This window comes from Psychrobacillus psychrodurans (assembly GCF_050209195.1).
Classification (GTDB): domain Bacteria; phylum Bacillota; class Bacilli; order Bacillales_A; family Planococcaceae; genus Psychrobacillus; species Psychrobacillus psychrodurans.
In genome coordinates, this window is record NZ_CP189791.1 from 2,289,127 (window position 1) to 2,309,388 (window position 20,262).

23 protein-coding genes are annotated in these 20,262 nt (G+C 35.6%); 7 read left to right on the plus strand and 16 right to left on the minus strand.

Annotated elements, in window-relative coordinates; genetic code table 11:
* Nucleotides 1-348 precede the first annotated feature (348 nt).
* The 4 genes from ACQCPR_RS11045 to ACQCPR_RS11060 form a co-directional block, all read right to left on the minus strand.
* The gene (locus tag ACQCPR_RS11045; RefSeq protein ID WP_427137046.1) at nucleotides 349-2,550 is read right to left on the minus strand and encodes a peptidoglycan D,D-transpeptidase FtsI family protein; all 2,202 of its coding nucleotides are present in this window, start codon (nucleotides 2,548-2,550) and stop codon (nucleotides 349-351) included.
* A 126-nt stretch (nucleotides 2,551-2,676) separates the two neighbouring features.
* Nucleotides 2,677-3,285 carry a superoxide dismutase gene (locus tag ACQCPR_RS11050; RefSeq protein ID WP_427137047.1) on the minus strand — a complete coding sequence of 203 codons (609 nt, stop codon included), beginning with the start codon at nucleotides 3,283-3,285 and terminating at the stop codon, nucleotides 2,677-2,679.
* Nucleotides 3,286-3,552: 267 nt separating this feature from the next.
* A complete protein-coding gene (locus ACQCPR_RS11055) occupies nucleotides 3,553-4,032 on the minus strand; it encodes a DUF456 domain-containing protein (RefSeq protein ID WP_427138939.1) in 480 nt (159 codons plus the stop codon).
* A complete protein-coding gene (locus ACQCPR_RS11060; protein ID WP_090563768.1) occupies nucleotides 4,032-5,663 on the minus strand; it encodes a Na/Pi cotransporter family protein in 1,632 nt (543 codons plus the stop codon). The genes ACQCPR_RS11055 and ACQCPR_RS11060 overlap by 1 nt, the downstream gene beginning before the upstream one ends.
* A gap of 173 nt (nucleotides 5,664-5,836) precedes the next feature.
* Here ACQCPR_RS11060 and ACQCPR_RS11065 point away from each other — a divergent pair, with 173 nt between their 5' ends.
* The 4 genes from ACQCPR_RS11065 (at nucleotide 5,837) to ACQCPR_RS11080 (ending at nucleotide 8,516) form a co-directional block, all read left to right on the plus strand.
* Nucleotides 5,837-6,337, plus strand: coding sequence for a DUF1189 family protein (locus ACQCPR_RS11065; protein WP_427137048.1), 501 nt, complete (start codon nucleotides 5,837-5,839; stop codon nucleotides 6,335-6,337).
* Nucleotides 6,338-6,386: 49 nt separating this feature from the next.
* Entirely contained in the window at nucleotides 6,387-6,707 is a 321-nt protein-coding gene (locus ACQCPR_RS11070) for a hypothetical protein (protein ID WP_427137049.1), read from the plus strand.
* Between the two features lie 93 nt (nucleotides 6,708-6,800).
* A complete protein-coding gene (gene ispG / locus ACQCPR_RS11075) occupies nucleotides 6,801-7,925 on the plus strand; it encodes a flavodoxin-dependent (E)-4-hydroxy-3-methylbut-2-enyl-diphosphate synthase (RefSeq protein ID WP_090563774.1) in 1,125 nt (374 codons plus the stop codon).
* A 12-nt stretch (nucleotides 7,926-7,937) separates the two neighbouring features.
* Nucleotides 7,938-8,516 (plus strand): hypothetical protein, encoded by a 579-nt coding sequence (locus ACQCPR_RS11080; protein WP_090563777.1) that lies wholly within the window; start codon nucleotides 7,938-7,940, stop codon nucleotides 8,514-8,516.
* A 58-nt stretch (nucleotides 8,517-8,574) separates the two neighbouring features.
* On the opposite strand, the gene ACQCPR_RS11085 is transcribed toward ACQCPR_RS11080, so the two are convergent.
* From ACQCPR_RS11085 to ACQCPR_RS11105, 5 genes are all read right to left on the minus strand, one after another.
* A complete protein-coding gene (locus ACQCPR_RS11085; RefSeq protein WP_427137050.1) occupies nucleotides 8,575-8,961 on the minus strand; it encodes a hypothetical protein in 387 nt (128 codons plus the stop codon).
* On the minus strand, nucleotides 8,961-9,164 hold the full coding sequence (locus ACQCPR_RS11090) for a helix-turn-helix transcriptional regulator (protein WP_093496099.1): 204 nt from the start codon (nucleotides 9,162-9,164) through the stop codon (nucleotides 8,961-8,963). The genes ACQCPR_RS11085 and ACQCPR_RS11090 overlap by 1 nt, the downstream gene beginning before the upstream one ends.
* 139 nt (nucleotides 9,165-9,303) lie before the next feature.
* Nucleotides 9,304-9,714 carry a Fur family transcriptional regulator gene (locus ACQCPR_RS11095; RefSeq protein ID WP_090563782.1) on the minus strand — a complete coding sequence of 137 codons (411 nt, stop codon included), beginning with the start codon at nucleotides 9,712-9,714 and terminating at the stop codon, nucleotides 9,304-9,306.
* Complete coding sequence (locus tag ACQCPR_RS11100) at nucleotides 9,711-10,559, minus strand: metal ABC transporter permease (protein ID WP_090563783.1); 849 nt, start codon at nucleotides 10,557-10,559, stop codon at nucleotides 9,711-9,713. The genes ACQCPR_RS11095 and ACQCPR_RS11100 overlap by 4 nt, the downstream gene beginning before the upstream one ends.
* Entirely contained in the window at nucleotides 10,556-11,323 is a 768-nt protein-coding gene (locus tag ACQCPR_RS11105) for a metal ABC transporter ATP-binding protein (protein WP_090563787.1), read from the minus strand. Before ACQCPR_RS11105 ends, ACQCPR_RS11100 begins: the two co-directional genes overlap by 4 nt.
* Before the next feature lie 210 nt (nucleotides 11,324-11,533).
* On the opposite strand from ACQCPR_RS11105, the gene ACQCPR_RS11110 reads away from it, so the two are divergent.
* Nucleotides 11,534-11,686 (plus strand): hypothetical protein, encoded by a 153-nt coding sequence (locus tag ACQCPR_RS11110; protein ID WP_269915818.1) that lies wholly within the window; start codon nucleotides 11,534-11,536, stop codon nucleotides 11,684-11,686.
* 197 nt (nucleotides 11,687-11,883) lie between these two features.
* Here ACQCPR_RS11110 and ACQCPR_RS11115 read toward each other — a convergent pair whose 3' ends face one another.
* Together ACQCPR_RS11115 and ACQCPR_RS11120 are read right to left on the minus strand one after the other, a co-directional pair.
* A complete protein-coding gene (locus ACQCPR_RS11115) occupies nucleotides 11,884-12,768 on the minus strand; it encodes a deoxyribonuclease IV (protein WP_093496101.1) in 885 nt (294 codons plus the stop codon).
* Nucleotides 12,769-12,780: 12 nt separating this feature from the next.
* Nucleotides 12,781-14,079 carry a DEAD/DEAH box helicase gene (locus tag ACQCPR_RS11120; protein WP_269922878.1) on the minus strand — a complete coding sequence of 433 codons (1,299 nt, stop codon included), beginning with the start codon at nucleotides 14,077-14,079 and terminating at the stop codon, nucleotides 12,781-12,783.
* 104 nt (nucleotides 14,080-14,183) lie between these two features.
* Between ACQCPR_RS11120 and vrrA the strand changes: the two genes are divergently transcribed.
* The gene (gene vrrA / locus ACQCPR_RS11125; RefSeq protein WP_427137051.1) at nucleotides 14,184-14,687 is read left to right on the plus strand and encodes a VrrA/YqfQ family protein; all 504 of its coding nucleotides are present in this window, start codon (nucleotides 14,184-14,186) and stop codon (nucleotides 14,685-14,687) included.
* A gap of 67 nt (nucleotides 14,688-14,754) precedes the next feature.
* Entirely contained in the window at nucleotides 14,755-15,732 is a 978-nt protein-coding gene (locus tag ACQCPR_RS11130; RefSeq protein ID WP_093496104.1) for a 4-hydroxy-3-methylbut-2-enyl diphosphate reductase, read from the plus strand.
* 41 nt (nucleotides 15,733-15,773) lie between these two features.
* On the opposite strand, the gene ACQCPR_RS11135 is transcribed toward ACQCPR_RS11130, so the two are convergent.
* The 5 genes from ACQCPR_RS11135 to ACQCPR_RS11155 all read right to left on the minus strand — a co-directional run bounded on the left by ACQCPR_RS11135 (nucleotide 15,774) and on the right by ACQCPR_RS11155 (nucleotide 20,197).
* Nucleotides 15,774-16,892 carry a Nif3-like dinuclear metal center hexameric protein gene (locus ACQCPR_RS11135; protein ID WP_427137052.1) on the minus strand — a complete coding sequence of 373 codons (1,119 nt, stop codon included), beginning with the start codon at nucleotides 16,890-16,892 and terminating at the stop codon, nucleotides 15,774-15,776.
* Nucleotides 16,893-16,895: 3 nt separating this feature from the next.
* Nucleotides 16,896-17,585 carry a tRNA (adenine(22)-N(1))-methyltransferase gene (locus ACQCPR_RS11140; RefSeq protein WP_090563799.1) on the minus strand — a complete coding sequence of 230 codons (690 nt, stop codon included), beginning with the start codon at nucleotides 17,583-17,585 and terminating at the stop codon, nucleotides 16,896-16,898.
* A gap of 89 nt (nucleotides 17,586-17,674) precedes the next feature.
* Complete coding sequence (gene cccA / locus ACQCPR_RS11145; protein WP_093496106.1) at nucleotides 17,675-18,049, minus strand: cytochrome c550; 375 nt, start codon at nucleotides 18,047-18,049, stop codon at nucleotides 17,675-17,677.
* A 151-nt stretch (nucleotides 18,050-18,200) separates the two neighbouring features.
* Entirely contained in the window at nucleotides 18,201-19,340 is a 1,140-nt protein-coding gene (locus ACQCPR_RS11150) for an acyl-CoA dehydrogenase family protein (protein ID WP_090563803.1), read from the minus strand.
* 299 nt (nucleotides 19,341-19,639) lie between these two features.
* On the minus strand, nucleotides 19,640-20,197 hold the full coding sequence (locus tag ACQCPR_RS11155) for a hypothetical protein (protein ID WP_090563805.1): 558 nt from the start codon (nucleotides 20,195-20,197) through the stop codon (nucleotides 19,640-19,642).
* Between the last annotated feature and the right edge of the window lie 65 nt (nucleotides 20,198-20,262).

Consider the following 20,262-nt stretch of genomic DNA (forward strand, 5'->3'; position numbering starts at 1 on the left):
AATAAATAGCTTTCAGTATAAATATACCTACCCGATGAGGGGGGATTCTACAAGGATGTGCTCAGCAGCATATCCTTGTGATTGCAGCTGAGGGGGAAAACACTTTCCAAAGCATGGTAATCCATTATTTATATTAACTAGAACCTGTATTAATGCTATTCTTAATCATCGTTTCGTTATAGCGAATTCGATAAATTTATCTGCTCACTTTTTTGATTGAAGTAGAATACCACTGCACTTAAAAACCCCTGCAAGTATACAGGGATTTCTTGGCTGAGTTAGCTTTTCAACAAATAAAAAAGAGAAGTGATGGACTCACTTCCCTTTTTTACTCTATTACCAACGTAATTATTCTGTTTCTTCTTCATCTATTTTAGCATTTGTGAATGCCGGTTTAATAAGTGAGGATGAAGTAGAATCACTTACAGATTTTGCATTATTTTTTTGCTTAATCTCAAAATATTTATCGACAAGTCTTTTTGCTATTGGGGTAGAAAAATTAGTTTTATATGTTGATTCCAACGAAGCATCTGGAATAACAAGCGCGTACGCTATTTCCGGATTATCATAAGGTATAAATCCGATATGCGTTAAGTTAACAGTATTAAATGTTTGCCATAAATCTGCATCGAAGTGGCTAGCTTGAGCAGTACCAGTTTTTCCTCCCCCAGTGAATGGAGCGTTTCCAAATGCGCTTCTAGCCGTTCCTTTACTACCAAAATACACAAGTTTCATCCCTTGACGAACACGTTCGATTTCTTCACGTGAATTATCTACAGTGTTTAATATAGTAGGAATCATTTCTTTTACAACTTTCCCTAGTTGGATACCATCCCCAGAAGGCTCCCTAATTTCCTTAACTACATGAGGTTGAATTCTACTGCCCCCATTTGCAAGAGTACTAGCGAACTGAGCAAGTTGCAATGTAGTGTACGTATCAAACTGTCCAATACTTAGGTCAAGTAGCTTACCATCTTCAAATCCACCCGTGCTCCCGTTTACTTCCCCCGGAAGATCAATTCCTGTTAAAGTACCGAGTCCAAGTTGAGCATAACCACTTCTCATTTTAAGAAAGGCATCTGTCCCAAAGTTAATAGACTGATTTGCTCGATAAGTACTGCCTGCAATACCATAAGCTGTCTTAAACATATACACGTTGGAAGAACGCTCTAGTGCTTGTAAATCAGTCATCCGTATACTTCCGGATCGGTTAAATACAGAGCTTTTAGGCTTCGAATCCTTTATACGGATTGGTTCATCCACAAGGGAGGTTCCGATTTGTAAGACTCCCTCGCGATAACCAGTAAGTATTGTAGCTGGTTTCACAGTGGATCCAACTTCATATGCATTCGTAAATGCACCAAATGCGTAGTCTTGTATTTCTTTTGCCCCTGTATCTTCATTTATTCCAACCCGTTTACCTACTAATGAAAGTACTTCACCCGAATAGGGATCCATCATAATAAAATAAGCGTGTTCTAAATATTTTCCACCATAGCTTTTACTATATTTAAGTAGTTCTTCTGCAAGAATTTCTTCTTGTGCTAATTGAATTTCACTGTCCATTGTTAACACTAAATCTTTACCAGGCTCTCCTTCATAAACTGTCTGAATATCAAAAACTCTTCCTTTTCCATCCGTTATATTTTTGACGACACTCTTTTGACCCTGGAGTACTTCCTCATACTGTTGTTCAATGTAACTTGTACCTACACGATCATTACGAGAATAGTCCCGAGAAAGAAAATAATCTAATCGATCTTTTGGAATACCTACTTTTGGTAATGTTGTTGAGCCTAATATCGCTAGTGAAGAAGTTTTTATTCTTCTCCAATCAGTTGTAGTATTTACACCTTCTAATTCACCTAGTCTTTCAGAGACTCGCGCAAATTCTTCAACTGTTACTTCCTCTTTCACATCATCTCCTTTAATAATTTGAGGAGATAATGCATACCCAGAGGCCATTACTCGATAAATCGCTATGACTTCTAGTTCTTCTGGTGTAAAGGAGTTCAATTGTTCCTCTGTTATTCTGTCTCTAGTCAAGCGGTCAATTGCTCTACTTTTATCCTTTTTTTCTAAGTCTTCATCTGCTTCTATTGCTTTACGCTCTTTATCTGTTACTAATTCAAGTGCTTCTTCGGGATATTTTTTTAACCAGAAATCCTGCAAATCACTCTTGGTGATGTCGTCTGGTTCCTTTTCTATTAAAAGACTTAACTCTTCTGCAATTTCATACATCTCTTTGGATTTCGTTGTTTGCATTTTTGTATATGTTATAGCTCGTTGAGGAAGATTATCGACCATTATTCGACCTTCGCTATCGAAAATTCGCCCTCTCGGTACACTAGTATTTACAGGAACTTCTTCTTTACGGGCTAAATAACTTGTATATTCTTCTCCCTTTACTATTTGTAAATAGCCTAAACGAAGAATTAGCATTGTAAAAAGTACAAAAATCGAGAAAAACAATATGTTCATACGAAAAGTAATATTTGCTCGTTGTTTAGCCTTCATACTTTGTGCACGTTTATTTGTAATTTTTCGCATGAGATCACCTTCTTTATTAAATAATTTACTTATATACAGTGTAACACAAAAAGCACACACTTTTAGACGAAAAAGTGTGTGCTAAGTTTCAATTATTATACAAAATATACTGCTAAACCAAAATAATTATTTTGTAGCAGCGAAACGTTTTGATACTTCATCCCAGTTTACAACATTCCAGAATGAACCGATGTAGTCTGGACGACGGTTTTGATAGTTTAGGTAGTAAGCATGTTCCCAAACATCTAAACCTAATAATGGAGTTTTACCTTCCATAATTGGTGAATCTTGATTTGCCGTAGAAGAAACTTCTATTTCTCCATTAGCTACTGATAACCAAGCCCAACCTGAACCAAAGCGAGTTGTAGCTGCTTTAGCAAACTCTTCTTTGAATGCATCAAAGCTACCGAATTTAGCATCGATTGCAGTAGCTAGTTCACCTGTTGGATTTCCGCCACCGTTTGGTGATAAGATTTGCCAAAATAGTGAGTGGTTAGCATGTCCGCCACCATTGTTGCGAACTGCCGTACGGATTGCTTCAGGAACAGCATCTAAATTAGCGATTAACTCTTCCACTGATTTGCCTTGTAAATCAGAATAATCTGCAAGCGCATTATTTACGTTTGTCACGTAAGTATTGTGGTGTTTAGTGTGATGAATATTCATCGTTTCTTTGTCGATATGTGGTTCTAGTGCATCATAAGCGTAAGGTAATTCTGGTAATTCGTATGCCATTATTGTTTCCTCCTAAAGAATATTTTAGAAAATTCTTTCCATGTATTAGCGTATCAAACTATGAACAATCGTTCAATTAAAATCGACTAAAATATTTATTATCATACTTTTGACTGAATTTATCCCGCATCAACGGGTAATAATGACTCCACATTAACACTTTGCCCAAGAATTGAGCATATGGTTTAGATCAACGCCCCTTAAACTCCCGAATGGTTCAACTAACAAACAGTAGATAGAGATACGCCCCACTGATTGAGTTTCACTTTATACGAAGAAAACAAACACAATGAGCATAATAACTAAAACTATCACTTTTACTACAGATGATGTTAAAAAACCTATTAAAGATCCTACACCTGACTTAATTGCTTGTTTTAAACCATGGCGTGTAACGAATAATTCCGCAATTACAGCCCCAATAAAAGGTCCTATTAGAATACCCGCTACCGGAATAACAAAGGGACCAAAAAGCAACCCAATTGTACTTCCCCACATCCCTGCTTTGGTACCGCCGAACTTTTTCACACCAAATGCATTTGCCGCCATATCTGCACTAAACAATAGAATAACAAATAGAATTTGAATTACCCAAAATAGTAATGTTAACTCTGTAAAGGAGAAAAATAATCCGTAAAGCACATACCCTAAGAGCATAAACACTACTGACGGGATGATTGGATAAAACGTTCCAACAAAGGCAACGATGAAACATAAGACGATTAATATCCAACCGATAATTTCTATCATATTCTTTTACCTAAAACTGCTTCCGCTATATTTGATGCGTGATCACCAATACGTTCTAAGTTACTTAAGATATCTACGAACATTATTCCAGCTTGTCCCGAGCATCGCCCTTCATTCACGCGAAGTATATGATTTTTTCTAAACTGACGTTCCATTTTATCAATCACGTTTTCTTGTTCAGATACGTTTTGCGCTAATTCGACATTGTTCGTATCTAATGCTTCTAATGCTTTCGAAACTGTTGTTATTGTAAGCTCAAACATCTCCGAAACATCTTTTAAAGCATCTTCTGTAAGAATTAAACGATTCACTTCTCTATACTCGATTAATTCAATTATATTTTCAAAATGATCCCCAATTCTTTCTACATCCCGTACTGTATCCATTAAAATATTATGTCTAGCAGAGTCTTGAACAGACAATGATTGAGAAGAGATTTTTACTAGGTAATCTGTAATCTTTTGGTCTAAATTATTTAAAGCATCCTCTATTTGATAACCTAAATCTGCTTCTTTTTTGTTATTCGTTTTTAAATAGGAATAAGTCGTTTCTAGTCCTTGAACACTTAATGCACCCATGCGCAATATTTCCTCTTTAGCTTGTCCAATTGCAATAGATGGTGATTGCTCAATAAAATGAACATCTAAATGTTTCGGTTTATACTCGATCGACACATCTTCTCCAGGAATGAGTTTAGTTACCAGATATGCCCATGCTCCAATAAGTGGGAATTGAATAATTGTGTTCGCAACATTAAATGAACCGTGAGCAAATGCAATTTGCATTTTACTCTCCAAATCAAGTACACCAGAAATCCATTCGATATACATCGTAAAAGGTGTTAATAGTATCAAAAATACAATGGAACCAATTACGTTAAACAATACATGAGTAGCAGCTGCACGTTTAGCAGCAACTGAAGCTCCTAAAGAAGCAAGTACTGCAGTAATAGTAGTACCGATATTATCTCCAAATAGAACTGGAAGAGAACCGTGGAGTGAAAGAAGGTTTTCCGCATAAAGTCCTTGCAGAATTGCTACTGTTGCACTTGAACTTTGAACGATTAATGTGAAAAGTGTTCCTGCAATTACTCCAAGAATAGGACTATCACTCATACTAAGTGTAAAATCAGTAAAAGCGGTCATTTCTCTAAGCGGCTTCATTCCACCACTCATTAGCTCTAGCCCCAGGAATAACCCTCCAAAACCAAATATTACTTCTCCTAAATTTTGAACTTTGTTTTTCTTAAAGAAGAACAAAAGAAATGCTCCAATTGCCATAATCGGTAATGCATATGCACCAACATCAAAACCAATGATAAAAGCAGTAATTGTTGTTCCGATATTGGCACCCATAATTACGCCAATTGCTTGTCTAAGCTTCATAAATCCTGCACTAACTAATCCAACTGTTATAACTGTTGTACCTGAACTAGATTGAATAAGAACTGTAACGATAATACCGACTAAAACACCCATAAAAGGATTGGTCGTGTACTTATCTAAAATGTCACGAAGTCTATCCCCCGCAGCTTTTTGAAGTCCATCACCCATAAATTTGATGGCGAATAAGAAAATACCCAGTCCACCAAAAAATTGAAAGAGCATTTCCTGCCAATTTAATTCCACTCTATACTCAACTCCCGTTTTCGACAATTTTCACATACACATCTATTATTCATCAATTATGAAGTCATTGTAAATAGATTCGGACATTCTTTACAATTTCTTAACAAAGCAAAATCTCCTTCTGTTTTCCCAGTTCCTTTGATGATAGAATATAGATGAGAGGGTGACACCATTTGAGTTTATTTCAATTATTTAAATCTAGTTTACATAGTCCTAAAAAAATGGCTGCATTTCGGCTTATTTCGATTGGTAAAGTTATGCAATATATATTTACTTACATATTTATTATGTCCATTATTTCTTTTATTTATTTTGTCAACGGGATTTCTAGTCAACAAGAATCTATGGAGGGTTTACTGGAGTACTTTTCTCAGATTCAATGGCTTTTATACCCATTCTCCTTTTTGTTCTTATTTGTATTGAATACTTTGTTTATATTTGTTCGGATTAGTATTTTTGCATATATAGGAAGTATCATCCTGCTTATTAGAAAAAGAAAAGGTGAATATCGTCATATTTGGAGGACTGCTCTATTTGCAAGCACGATTCCATTGTTGCTATCTATCATTGTTGCTATATTGCAGTTTTCGAATAATTATATTCAAGCTGTAATCTACATTCTGAGTTTCGTAATTATAGTTTTAGCAACTAAATACTATCCAATCAAAAGATAATACATAGCACCCCTTTATCCTGCATAGAGTAGGTTAAGGGGGTTTTTATATGAAAATATTCGTAGCAACGATTCTATTACTTATATCTTTTTATATCGTAAAAGTAGATTTAATCGAAGGAACCATACCACTTGCCTACTCTTCCCAGCAAATTGAATGTGAAAAAAAACTAGATTACATTACAGTAGAAGTTATGGCGGGAGATACACTACATTCACTATTCTCTCTATATCCTTCTGCTGAGTCTATCACTTATACAGAAAGACTCACTGACTTTTATAATCTAAATCCACATTTTATTAATCAGTCCTTCAAAGTAGGAGAAAATGTATTATTACCAGTTTATACACTGCCTGCAGAATGTAAATAATGTAAAGAAGAGCTTTCTTTCTTGTCATTTCATTCATAAGACTGATAAAATGTAGGATAGTGATGGCATATGCCTCAAGAAGGAGAGAATTTCATGAGCGGAATAATTCATCGTTCCAAAACTCGTCCAGTACGAGTTGGAGACTTAACAATAGGTGGTAGCAATGAACTATTTATACAAAGTATGACAACAACAAAAACACATGACGTAGAGGCAACAGTTGCTGAAATACTACGATTAGAAGAAGCAGGTTGTCAAATCGTACGTGTCGCGTGCCCTGATGAACGGGCAGCTTATTCTATAGGAGAAATAAAAAAACGAATTAATATCCCATTAGTAGTAGATATACACTTTGACTATAAGTTAGCGCTTATTGCAATAGAGCAAGGTGCCGATAAAATACGTATTAATCCGGGTAATATCGGTCGTAAAGAAAAAGTGGAAGCTGTTGTAAATGCAGCTAAAGCAAAAGGTATTCCAATCCGAATTGGGGTTAATGCTGGTTCTCTAGAAAGAAAAATTCTAGAAAAATATGGTTATCCGACTGCAGATGGAATGGTTGAAAGTGCGTTGCATCATATTAAAATACTAGAAGATTTAGACTTTCATGACATCATCGTCTCTATGAAAGCATCGGATGTTACACTAGCTGTTGAGGCTTACCGTAAAGCGTCAGAAGCATTTGATTACCCTCTTCACTTAGGGATTACAGAGTCTGGTACATTGTTCTCAGGTTCTATCAAAAGTGCTGCTGGATTAGGAACACTACTAAGTATGGGAATCGGTAATACAATGCGTGTGTCTTTAAGCGCTGACCCGGTTGAAGAGATTAAAGTTGCTCGAGAACTATTAAAAGTTTTCGGTCTATCTTCTAATGCAGCTACATTAATCTCTTGTCCTACATGTGGACGCATTGAAATTGACTTAATAACAATTGCAAATGAAGTAGAAGAGTATATTTCACATATTAAGGCTCCTATTAAAGTGGCAGTACTTGGCTGTGCTGTAAATGGTCCTGGTGAAGCTCGAGAGGCTGATATTGGAATCGCAGGTGCACGTGGCGAAGGTTTGTTATTCATGAAGGGTAAAACGGTTCGCAAAGTTCCTGAGGAAACAATGGTCGAAGAACTTAAAGTAGAAATAGATAAAATTGCAGCAGAATATTTTGCTCAAAAAGAACTAGAAAAACAGCAGGATCAAGAAAAACAACAAGCGTAAGGACTGGTGCAATTGACGAATATACGATTTGGTATCGATATAGACGGGACGGTAACCTCCCCTACTTCTTTGCTTCCACATATTAACGAAGCATTTAAATGTAATTTACAGTTAGAAGATATTAAAGAATACGATTTAACGAAGGCGTTTCCGGTAAGTGAAAAGGATTTCTACGAATGGTTTAAGAAAGCGGAGCCTATCATTTATGCAACATCCCCAATTCAACCTGATGCACATGCAGTATTATCTGCTTGGAAAGAAAAATACGAACTGTATTTCATTTCTGCTCGTGGAGATAACGTGATGGATGTTACGTTAGATTGGTTCAAGCAGCAAGAACTGTTATACGATCACATTGAGTTAATAGGCACACATAACAAAATCGAAACTGCTCGTAGACATGGTGTTCATGCTTTTTTTGAAGACAAACATGACAACGCGGTTGAAATTAGTGAGGAACTTGATATTCCAGTGTTATTATTTAATACTCCTTATAATCAATTGCCAGTCCCTTCACGCGTTATCCGAGTAAATAATTGGATCGAAGCAAATAACTGGATTGAAAAGGAATTTTCAATGTCCATTAAATAAATTAAAAGCTAACCTTTTAAGGTTAGCTTTTTTTATCCTTCTATAGTTATGCCAAAATTCATAGATACTTTTTTACTTGTACAAATTGCACTATAGGAAACGTAATATATGAAATAGCCAGTGCAATAAACAAAGCAAAATTTTGCCCTTTATTGATAAAAAAGAAGTCAATTATCCACAATAAAAGTAAAGAACCAAATACAATTTGATGACTTAGATAGGCACTTTCCCGAACTATTTTTTTGCCTAATTCGTCCTTTTTAACATCTTTTCGTGCATGCCAAGTAAAAAACTGTGCCCATCCAACAACTATAGCGATAATTAATAAAATCTCTGTAACCCCAAATTCAGCATTCGGCATTACAACGTAACTAATTAAAGTAGCACCAAAATATAAAGTAACAATCAGCATTAGAATAAGACTTACAACCTCTTTTTTACTCATTATTTATCCCCTCCGTTAAAAGTAAATAATTCATCGACAGTTAAACTTAAATTTTTCGCCAACTGAAAGGCTAAAACTAGACTCGGATCATACTTGTTATTTTCTATTGCATTAATCGTCTGTCTCGAAACTCCGCACAGCTTTGCTAACTCATCTTGGGACACTTTTTTATCCTTACGTGCTCTTTTTATTATATTTTCCACCGAAAACACCTCACATCATGTCAAATATGTTTGACATTTATATTATAAAAAATACCACTAAAAATGTCAAATATGTTTTACACATTTTTCTATATATAAAAAAATAGTGCAAACCATATGTTGGTTCACACTACTTTTACTAATGACATGAAGGACAATTGCCGTAGATTTCAAACTTGTGATTTTCAATCTCATAGCCAGGTATTGCATTTTGAAGCACTTCCATAGGGCAAAACGGAATTTCTTTAATATTGCCACAGGACATGCAGATAAAATGGTGATGATGATGATCAGCCTCACACTGCATTCTAAAATGTTTTTCTCCAGTTAACTCAGTCTCTTCCAAAATCCCCAGATCCACAAATGTACTTAAATTTCTATAAATCGTATCATAGCTCATCCCAGGATGTTCTTTTTTCATCACATTAAGAATGTCTTTAGCAGTTATATATTTTTCAGTCTCTGAAAAAATACTAAGAATTTGTTCACGTTTATCTGTTTTTTTGAAACCTTTATTTTTTAGAATGTCCCATGCTTTTTCTATGTTCACCCTGAAACAGCTCCCTTGCTTCCAATCTTTTTCGATAAAATAGTTAGAAGTAAAATAATAATCGATGTAACAACAATTGTTCCACCTGGTGCTAAATCTAAATAGAATGCACTAACAAGACCGATAACAACAGACAACTCGCCGAATATTACAGATAGCAAAATCGCTTGTTTAAAGCTTTTGGATATACGCATAGCTGCAGCTACCGGCAATGTCATAAGCGACGATACAAGTAGGATACCAACAATTCGCATGGATCCTGCAATAACTAATGCGGTCACAATCATAAACAAAACATGAATCCATTTAGCGGGAAGACCCGATGCTTTGGCATATTCCTCGTCAAAAGAAAGAACAAATAGTTCTTTAAAAAATAAACTTAAAAATATTACCACAATCAAAGCAATACCAATAATTATCCAAAGATCCTGACGACTTACTGCAGATACAGAACCAAATAAATAACTAAATAGATCAGAACTAAATCCCTCTGCTAATGAGATAAAAATCGCACCAAATCCTAGACCAGCTGACATGATAATTGGGATAGCAAGCTCTTCATAGTGTTTATACAATCTTCTTAATCTCTCAATAAACAATGAACCAGTTACAGATGCTACAATCCCCAAATATAATGGGTTTAATAAAGCAAGTGCCCCAATAGATTGACTTAAATATAGGCTACCAGCGATACCTGCTAACGTAACATGACTCAATGCATCTGCTATTAACGAAAGCCTTCGCACGACGATAAATACACCTAATAGTGGAGCAATGAAACCGATGATTAAGCCCGAGGCAAAGGCATTTTGTAAAAACTCATACTGAAAAATAGACTCAATCATGATTTCACCTCACTTTGGTGATCGACTTTACGTACTGCATGTCCATACCACGCTTCCAATTGTTCGTCACTCATCTGATCCATATCATTTTTAAAGCCATGAAAATGAATGCGCTGATTCAAACAAGCCACGTGGCTAATACTCTTTGATACTGCATCAACGTCATGTGTAACTAAAACAATCGTAATATTATGTTCCCGATTTAAATGGCTTAACATATTATAAAAAGATTTTACATTTTTGCTATCTACTCCTACTGTTGGCTCGTCTAGTATCAGTATATTGGGATTACTGATTAATGCTCTGGCGATAAATACACGCTGTTGTTGCCCTCCAGAAAGGTCACCTATATTCTTCATAGAGAATTCGTCCATACCTACTGATTTTAATGCTTGCTTTACTAGTTTATCTACGTTTGCTGGATATCGGTGAAATAATCCAGTTTTCTTAACTAAACCGCTTCTTACAACCTCAGTGACAGTAGCAGGAAATCCAGTATTAAACGAATTTGACTTTTGTGAAACATAACCAATGCGTTCTTTATCTTTAAACTGAGTTACTGGTTTCCCAAAAAGAAGTACTTCCCCTTTTGTCGGTTTTAAAAGCCCTAGGATTATTTTTAATAATGTAGATTTGCCAGAACCATTTGGTCCAATAATAGCTAAAAAGTCACCTTCTGCTATGGTTAAATTTATATCTGTTAAAGCCTTGGTTTGTTCGTATTGATACGAAATATTATGTAGGTTGATCAATGGGGTTCCCATTATTATTCCTCGATTCTAATTAAGAATGATTACGATTTACAAAGTTAAAGTATAATCCAAAACGCGCCATGTGTAAATAAAATTGCTTGAAAGGATGTTTTTCTGGATATCCATAAATTTATTCAGCAGCTACAAACATGTACTTTAAAGGAGTTTAAAACAATTGTAAAAGGTTTTGATATTCAAATATCAGATAAAGAATTGAAAAGTGTGCATCCACTATTAAAAGAAATTTCACTTTCCTGGGTTGTTTTCGGGGTACCACTCGCTATTCAACAAAAATTGATACAAATACTTGGGGAACAACGTGCTATGGATCTTTATAAAGAAATAAAAGAAAAGGCACCATCTTCCTTTAGTTAAAAGAAGATAATACCCTTCAGTTTCTGCTAATAACAAAGTATATAATTCTTATTATTTGATAATCTGTTCAAGTTCAGCGCCTAGCCCCACGAGTCCTTCGGTATTTCTGCAAAGGAAAAGAATACCTTTACACGTGAAATACTTTAGGCACTTGTCCGGGCTTACGGCTTACATAGACGCTTTCACTTACAGCTTTCTTAGCGTAACGCATCGATAGCTTCTGGATTAAACTGTTTGTTTCGAAGCATTTCAATCTCATACTTGTATGGAGCTTCCTTCGATTTAGCGTCTACACCAACAAATGGTGTTTCTAAAATTTTTGGCAGCTCCATCAATTGAGGATGATGAACGATGTATTGTAATGTCTCAAATCCAATTTCACCAAAACCAATATTTTCATGTCTATCTTTTGCTGCTCCACATACATTTTTACTATCATTAATGTGAATTACTTTTAAACGATCAATACCAATTATTTTATCAAACTCATTTAGGACTCCATCAAAATCGTCTACAATATTATAACCAGCATCATGAATATGACATGTGTCCATGCAAATGGATAATCGATGATTGTTCACAACTCCGTTTATGATCTGTGCAAGCTCATCAAAAGAGCGACCACATTCTGACCCTTTTCCTGCCATAGTCTCTAAAGCTATTTGAACTGGGAAGTCAGTTGCTAGTACTTCATTTAAACCTTCAATAATTCTAGCAATACCAGCATCTGCTCCAGCTCCCACATGAGCTCCTGGATGCAAGACAATTTGAGTCGCACCAATATTTGCAGTTCGTTCTATTTCTTTTTGTAGAAACTCTACACCAAGAGCGAAAGTCTCGGGTTTTGTCGTATTTCCTAGATTGATGATATAAGGAGCATGTACGACTATATTGGACATCCCATTTTCTTTCATATGTGCAATACCAGCTTCAATATTCAATTCTTCAATTGGTTTTCTTCTAGTATTTTGTGGAGCACCAGTGTAAATCATAAAGGTATTTGCACCATACGATGCAGCTTCCTTACTTGAACCCAGTAGCATTTCTTTCCCACTCATAGAAACATGTGACCCTAATAACATGATAGCAACTCCTTATTTCTTACGGTTTTTAATACGTCTCTCTCTTTTTTTCACTTTATCCATTTCCCACTTCATATTACGTTTGTAGCCAGGTTTAACCTTTTTAGGTTTACGTACTTGAGCTTTAGCTATTGCATCTATCTCATTTTCATTTTTCGTACGGTTTTTACGTGCATGACGTTCTTTAAGTTCTGACCATTCTCCATTTATCACATCTTTATGTTCAAGAGGAATACCCATTTTTTCAAGACGTACTAGCGCATCTTCGTCCGATGGTTCATATAATGAAATTGCAATACCTGTCATTCCAGCACGTGCCGTTCTTCCTACACGATGAACGAAAAACTCTAAATCGTCTGGAAGTTCATAGTTAATAACATGGCTGACACCAGGAATATCGATTCCGCGTGCAGCTAAGTCTGTTGCTACAATATACTGAAATTCTAGGTCATGTATTTGTTTCATCACTCGTTTACGATCACGTGGCGAAATGTCCCCATGAACTATACCAACTTTTACACCATTTCCTTGTAAATAGTTAGCTACTTCATCTGCATGTTGTTTCGTATTTGCAAATATAATTGCTAGGTATGGATTAATACCTTCCATTACATCAAGTAAACGTTTCTTCCTAGATTTGCTTCGAACTGGAGTTACAATAAATTCAATACCCTCTGCTACTCGACGTTTCTCGCCTATTTTAATATGAACAGGTGAATCCATATATTTTTTTAAGAAAGGTTGTAATTTTTCTGGAATTGTAGCAGAAAATACAAACATTTCTAGTTTCTCAGGCATGCGAGATGCAAACTGATCGATTTCATTGATAAAACCTAGATCGAAAGCTAAGTCAGCTTCATCAACAACTAAAACATTAGAGGTATGAACAAGTAATGCTTGCTCTACTGTAAGATCACGAAGTCTACCTGGTGTTCCAACAACAATTTGTGGTTGTGTTTTTAGTTTTTCGATTGAACGGGCTTTGTCCGTTCCACCGATAAATAATTTTGTTTGAATTTCTGTGCCTTCTACTAGCTTGTTCAACTCATTATAAATTTGTGTTGCAAGCTCTCTTGTTGGTGATGTAATAACTGCTTGTACTTCTATTTTACTAGCATCTATTTTTTCAACAATTGGGATCAAAAAACTATGTGTTTTTCCTGTTCCAGTATGTGCTTGGCCAATCGCACTTTTCCCTTTTAAAACAAGTGGAATCATTTCTCTTTGAATTGGCGTTGGTTCTTGGAAGCCTAATTTTTCTATTGCGTCTAGTAAAAAAGGCTGAAAACTATAATCTGTATATTTGGACATCCTACGTCACTCCCTCACATTTCTTTATTGTACCACGATTGTACATAAAACGTATAATTTGCATAGAATAGAATAGTCTTTGTTGTTCGAAAGGAGATGAAAAAATGCGCTACCAATCTTTTTATCCATTTGCTCAAAATAGGGGAAATGATTTTTTTGGCATGTCCAATCCTAGCCCTAACCCCCAAAATGTTCCGAATAATAATCCCTTTGGCTTTTTTGGAGGAGAACAGGCTTCACCACCACCACCTCCCCCTGCAGGACCGGCTACTAATTTTTTTAGTCAGTTTCAATCGGCTCCCACAGGAGGCATTCAACAAGGTCAACCAATGACCAAAACAATGAGTTATTTACAAACAGCAGACAAATTCTTAAATACAGCTCAGCAGCTTACGCCTATGGTTAGACAATTTGCTCCTATGATACAAAATGTTCCAGCTCTGTTAAAACTATATCGTGGTTTTCAATCCGTCCCAGCTGCTACAACTGCCGCTGCTGCAGGTAATGTAACTGCTTCTGCTGCATCGTCAGCAGCAAGAGCAGCTAGTACTGCAACATCTGTAACTAACGGAGCCTCGATACCTAGAATATTCCAGCCTCCAATTTAAAGTTTTGTAATCATCCATGTGCTCCGTTATAATATGAGTATGCTCGTATTGAAGGGAGTTACGTAAAATGATTGTACAAAAAATTTCGCCTAGAGGATACTGTTACGGTGTAGTGGATGCAATGGTTATTGCTCGAAATGCTGCACTAGACACCTCTCTTCCAAGGCCTATATATATTTTAGGAATGATAGTCCATAATAAACATGTAACTGATGCATTTGAAATGGACGGAATAATTACTTTAGACGGTGAAAATCGTTTAGATATATTATCGAAAGTTGAAACAGGTACAGTAATTTTCACTGCTCACGGCGTTTCTCCAGAGGTAAAAGAGTTAGCTCGTAAAAAAGGGCTTGTTTCAATAGATGCAACATGTCCAGATGTTACAGTTACTCATGACCTTATTAGAGAAAAAACAGCTGAAGGCTATGATATAATTTATATCGGCAAAAAAGGACATCCTGAGCCAGAAGGTGCAATTGGGGTAGCTCCTGACAAAGTTCATCTAGTTCAAACATTAGAGGATGTAGAAAATTTAACAATCTCTGTTGAAAAACTTCTTGTTACCAATCAAACAACAATGTCTCAGTGGGATGTTGTGGATTTAATGAAAAAATTAGAAGAGAAATTCCCTCACATTGAAGTTCATAAAGAAATTTGCTTGGCTACTCAAGTTCGTCAAGAAGCAGTAGCTGAACAGGCTGGCGAAGCAGAACTTTTAATAGTAGTAGGCGATCCGATGAGTAATAATTCTAATAGACTGACACAAGTTTCAGAGGAAATTGCTGGGACGCCTTCTTATAGAATTGGAGACATCTCTGATTTAAAATTGGAATGGTTGAATAATATTTCACATGTAGCTGTAACTGCAGGTGCCTCAACACCTACTCCTATCGTAAAAGAAGTTATTCACTTTTTAGAAAAGTACGATCCAAACGATCCTACAACTCACGATATAACGAAAAAAACAGTACCAGAAAAAATTCTTCCTAAAATCAAAATACCAAAACCGGTAAACCGGATTGAACCTTATACAGTTAAATAAAAAAGCTGCTCAAATGGGCAGCTTTTTTTATATACTTCATATTAAATTAATTGAAAGGGATCAGTTGAAATTTTTGAGGAGATGAATTCAACTAAGAGATTGTTCTGAATGCAAACCTCTGTCATATACTCCGCAACTCCGTGCTTCATAATTTGTTCTACATGATGCCCTGGATCAATAACCGATAATCCAATAGCCTCTGCATCTTGTGCAACATGGAAATACAAATCACCAGTTATAAAAACATCTGCTCCAGCTCTTTTTGCTGTTTGTATATATTTGTTACCGTCTCCACCAAGTACAGCAACTTTCTGAACTTCTTGCGTTAAATCCCCTACAACCCTAACAAAAGGTACATTTAATTGCTTTTTAACTACTTCAGCATATTCAGCTAATATTAGTTTTTTAGGCAGTTTCCCAATTCTTCCTAGACCCTTTTTGTTTACTTCAGATTCCAGTAATATTAAATCATATGCAGGCTCTTCATATGGATGATTTGTCAACAATGCTTTTAATACCTTATTTTTTATAGAAACAGGAAACACTACTTCGATTTTATCCTCTTCTACTACTTCTAATTCATTCGCTTGTCCAATATAGGGGTTTGCTAAGTCTGAAGGTTTAAACCTTCCTTCCCCCGCTGATGTAAAGCTGCATGATTGATATTCTCCAATTTGGCCTGCACCAGCAATATCTAATGCAGCTCTTACCACATTTGTAGACTCTTTTGGTGTAAAAACTGCTAACTTCATCAGTTGTTCTGAGTTAGTTTGCTCAAGGATTTCTATATTTTCTAACTGCAAAGCATTAGCTAGTAAATCATTAACTCCACCTGTGGCGATATCTAAATTCGTATGTGCAGCATATACGGCTATATCATTTTTTATCAATTTCTCGATTAAAATTCCTTGAGGTAAATCTGTACGCATATTTTTCATTCCTCTATAAATAGGAGGATGATGAGCAATAATAAGCTCGCAGCCATTTTTAATCGCTTCTTCTACTGTATCGAGATTCACGTCTAAGGTAACCAAAACTTTTGTAATAGTTTTATTGAGAGTACCAATTTGTAAGCCTACTGTATCTCCATCGACTGCCAAAGATTTTGGTGCCCAATGTTCGAAAAGGGAAATAAGATGTTGTCCATTTGTTTCCTTCATCGTTTATAAAGTCTCCTTCACTAAGGCAATTTTGTATTCTAGTTCTTCTTTCTTTTGATGTACCTCAGTTCCTGGTATTTTGTTTAACTCATTTACTATTCGTAGCCATTCATTTAATTCATTGTTCCACTTCTTTTGATAGATAGGAGATTTTTCTTTACTTAGAATTGGACCAACTAGCAACTCCTTTTCTGATAACTTCATGATTCCTTTTTTTAACACAAGAATCTCATAAATTTTATCGTGTTCTTCCAGAATTACTTCCTGTTCTATTTTCCATTGTTCTTGAATAGCCCATTCTCGTATTGCTTTGGCATGTATATTTGGTTGTAATATTAGAGTATCCACCTTAGAAAGCTTGTCTTTCCCTGATTCTAGAATTGAGGCTATAAGTGGACCACCCATTCCAGCTATAGTAACTGTCTGAACATTGTCTACATCCGAGAATACCTCTAACCCGTTACCGAAACGGACATCAATATTATTTTGTAAGCCTTCACTTATTACTTGTTTTTTCGCAGATTCGAATGGACCTTTTACAACCTCTCCAGCAATAGCTTTCGTTATAACACCTTCATGTACTAAAAAACATGGCAAGTATGCGTGATCACTACCGATATCCGCTAAAATAGTATTTTCTTTGACAAAGGAAGCAACTGTTTTCAGTCTTTCCGATAATTTTTTTGCATTCATTTTTTCAACACCTCTTCATTAACTATTATAGCAAAAAAGAAAAAAGACCTCGATTCTTTTACGAAATCGAAGGCCTTCTTATTGAGTTACTATTCTAACGATGTTATCCATGCCGCCATAGCGTCTAGATTTTCTTCAGGTACTAAACCAGCTGGCATTGCACCTTTACCATTTGCTAATACATCTTTAATTTCGTCTTCAGATAGTTCAGTATCAACTAATGAAGGAAAAGCACCTTGTCCTTCATAACTATTACCGTGACAACCGATACATTTACCTTGAGCAAGAGCTTCCGGATCGAATTCTCCAGCTGACGCATCTTCTCCGCCTTCTGTTCCTTCTCCATGTTCTTCAGTTGCAGCCATTTCTTCTTTGTTACCTACGCCATCCATAGACAAGAAGAAAATTAAACCAATACCAAAAGCCATAATTAAGATAAATGGAATTATTGGATTTCTTTGCATAGTTAACCCTCCCTTTTAATACAATCTTTTCTAATATAGAATTAGTCAACATTTACATTGTACTGCATTCTAGTTAAAACGAAAAGTCTTATGGGATAAGTTTTCTTACATTGTGACAATTTGGACATAATTTTTCGTGTTTTTTCTACATTTAGCAACCAATATGTCGAGCTATTACCATTCTCTGTACTTCGGAAGTTCCTTCTCCAATTTCCAGTAATTTAGCATCTCGCATATATCTTTCTACTTCATACTCTTTCATATACCCATAACCACCATGTATTTGAATAGCTTGATCTGCTACTTCCATTGCAATTTCAGATGCATATAATTTACACATAGACGCTTCTTTTCCAAATGCCCGTCCCTGATCTTTCAACCATGCTGCTTTGTGTACCATTGTGCGTGCAAGCTCAATTTTCATCGCCATATCTGCCAATTTAAATTGTGTTACCTGGAACTCAGAAAGTGTCTTTCCAAACTGCTTGCGCTCTTTAGAATAACGGAGAGCTCTGTCAAAAGCTGCTTGTGCAATCCCTACTGCCATTGCTCCTATACCAATTCGACCACCGTCAAGCGTTACAAGGAATTGTTTGAATCCATTTCCTTTCTCACCTAACAAGTTTTCCTGAGGCACACGTACATTTTCTAATACTAGCTCAGTTGTGTTAGATGCATTCAAACCCATTTTCTCGTAGTTATCGATAATAGAGAAACCTTCTGAATCTGTAGGAACAATAATCGCAGAAATTTCTTTTTTTCCATCCTTCACATCAGTAATTGCTGTTAATGCTAAGTGTTTTGCATAGCTAGCATTCGTTATAAAAGCTTTGTTTCCATTAATAACAAAATCATTGCCATCAACTTTTGCAGTTGTCTGCGTACCACCTGCATCTGACCCTGCGTTAGGCTCGGTTAAACCAAAGGCACCGAATGATTCTCCTGTACATACTGGAACCAAGTATTTTTGTTTTTGTTCTTCTGTACCAAATAGGTTAAGTGGAGCACCGCCAAGAGATATATGTGCAGAATAGGTAATTCCTGTGGAAGCACATGCTCTACTCAATTCTTCTGTAACTATTGCAAAACTAACTGTATCTGCTCCTGCTCCACCATACTCTTCTGAAAACGGTAAGCCCATCATCCCCATGTCGGCTAACTGTTTAAAGATTTCTTTTGGAAACGCTTTCGTTTTATCGCGCTCAATTGCTCCTGGTGCAACAACCTCATCCGAAAACTCACGAATTGTTTTACGGATCATGTTATGTTCCTGAGTTAAATCAAAATTCATTTCTTCCATCCCCTTTGTAAATAAAAACGCTTACAATTACTATTATACTAAAAATATTAGAAATTCAAAGATTTATTATTAGAAATGCACAAGCAACCTTTAAGACAAAAGCTAATTAATCACTGGCATTGCCTTCCTCCATGGAAATTGGTAGTGCTATTAGATATTTTATTCTTCAAAATACGTAGCTCATTGAGTTCAAGGCACAAAACGAAAACTTTTTCCCTAGTAAAAAATACCAACAATCAGTCACATTTAGTGAATAGTTGTTGGTATTTTATCGTTATATGTAATAGTAATTAATTGAATATAAAATAACCGATAATTAATAAAATCCCTAATATCCCAGAAATACTAAAATATACTAACTTCATCAGTAATCCAGAGAATAGCCATAACAAACAATTACCAAATATTAAACCAATTAATAATAATGGGTTATCTCCAAAGTAAATATCCCATACTTTAAAAGATAATGCTAATAATAATAAAGCAGAAAATACAAACAGGAGCGGTGCCATCACTGATTTATTTTTTACTAGTTTAATAGCTATGTATAAAAAAGAAAGAATAGCAATTGCAACAAGAATAATGGGTATAAAGATTGCGGTTGTTGCGACAAACAAGGAAGCTAATAATATTGCGGTTAATAAACCGACTATAGTATACAATATTACTTTAGTTTTTTGTTTTTTAGCTAATACTGCCTTAGAGGAATTCTCCGTTTGTTCGTCTCCATTATTTTCACCTTGGGCGTATAAAGCGAGAAGAAAATCACAATAATGCTCGGGTAATAGCTTGTTTTTTTTCCAAAATGAGATTTCATTCATTATAATTTGCTTACGTTGCAGCGACATATCTAGTCCTCTTTTCATCTGGTAATACCAGTATTGTAAGATTCATAGAATTTAGAAAAAGACAC

What these genes read in the sequence shown, in the direction of transcription:
- ispG (WP_090563774.1), top strand. Translation starts at nt 6,801, where the DNA reads ATGAGCGGAATAATTCATCGTTCCAAAACTCGTCCAGTACGAGTTGGA.
- ACQCPR_RS11140 (WP_090563799.1), bottom strand. Translation starts at nt 17,585, where the DNA reads ATGAATGCAAAAAAATTATCGGAAAGACTGAAAACAGTTGCTTCCTTT.
- ACQCPR_RS11045 (WP_427137046.1), bottom strand. Translation starts at nt 2,550, where the DNA reads ATGCGAAAAATTACAAATAAACGTGCACAAAGTATGAAGGCTAAACAA.
- ACQCPR_RS11085 (WP_427137050.1), bottom strand. Translation starts at nt 8,961, where the DNA reads ATGAGTAAAAAAGAGGTTGTAAGTCTTATTCTAATGCTGATTGTTACT.
- vrrA (WP_427137051.1), top strand. Translation starts at nt 14,184, where the DNA reads ATGCGCTACCAATCTTTTTATCCATTTGCTCAAAATAGGGGAAATGAT.
- ACQCPR_RS11070 (WP_427137049.1), top strand. Translation starts at nt 6,387, where the DNA reads ATGAAAATATTCGTAGCAACGATTCTATTACTTATATCTTTTTATATC.
- ACQCPR_RS11115 (WP_093496101.1), bottom strand. Translation starts at nt 12,768, where the DNA reads ATGTTATTAGGGTCACATGTTTCTATGAGTGGGAAAGAAATGCTACTG.
- ACQCPR_RS11120 (WP_269922878.1), bottom strand. Translation starts at nt 14,079, where the DNA reads ATGTCCAAATATACAGATTATAGTTTTCAGCCTTTTTTACTAGACGCA.
- cccA (WP_093496106.1), bottom strand. Translation starts at nt 18,049, where the DNA reads ATGCAAAGAAATCCAATAATTCCATTTATCTTAATTATGGCTTTTGGT.
- ACQCPR_RS11130 (WP_093496104.1), top strand. Translation starts at nt 14,755, where the DNA reads ATGATTGTACAAAAAATTTCGCCTAGAGGATACTGTTACGGTGTAGTG.
- ACQCPR_RS11050 (WP_427137047.1), bottom strand. Translation starts at nt 3,285, where the DNA reads ATGGCATACGAATTACCAGAATTACCTTACGCTTATGATGCACTAGAA.
- ACQCPR_RS11135 (WP_427137052.1), bottom strand. Translation starts at nt 16,892, where the DNA reads ATGAAGGAAACAAATGGACAACATCTTATTTCCCTTTTCGAACATTGG.
- ACQCPR_RS11155 (WP_090563805.1), bottom strand. Translation starts at nt 20,197, where the DNA reads ATGTCGCTGCAACGTAAGCAAATTATAATGAATGAAATCTCATTTTGG.
- ACQCPR_RS11105 (WP_090563787.1), bottom strand. Translation starts at nt 11,323, where the DNA reads ATGGGAACCCCATTGATCAACCTACATAATATTTCGTATCAATACGAA.
- ACQCPR_RS11150 (WP_090563803.1), bottom strand. Translation starts at nt 19,340, where the DNA reads ATGAATTTTGATTTAACTCAGGAACATAACATGATCCGTAAAACAATT.
- ACQCPR_RS11100 (WP_090563783.1), bottom strand. Translation starts at nt 10,559, where the DNA reads ATGATTGAGTCTATTTTTCAGTATGAGTTTTTACAAAATGCCTTTGCC.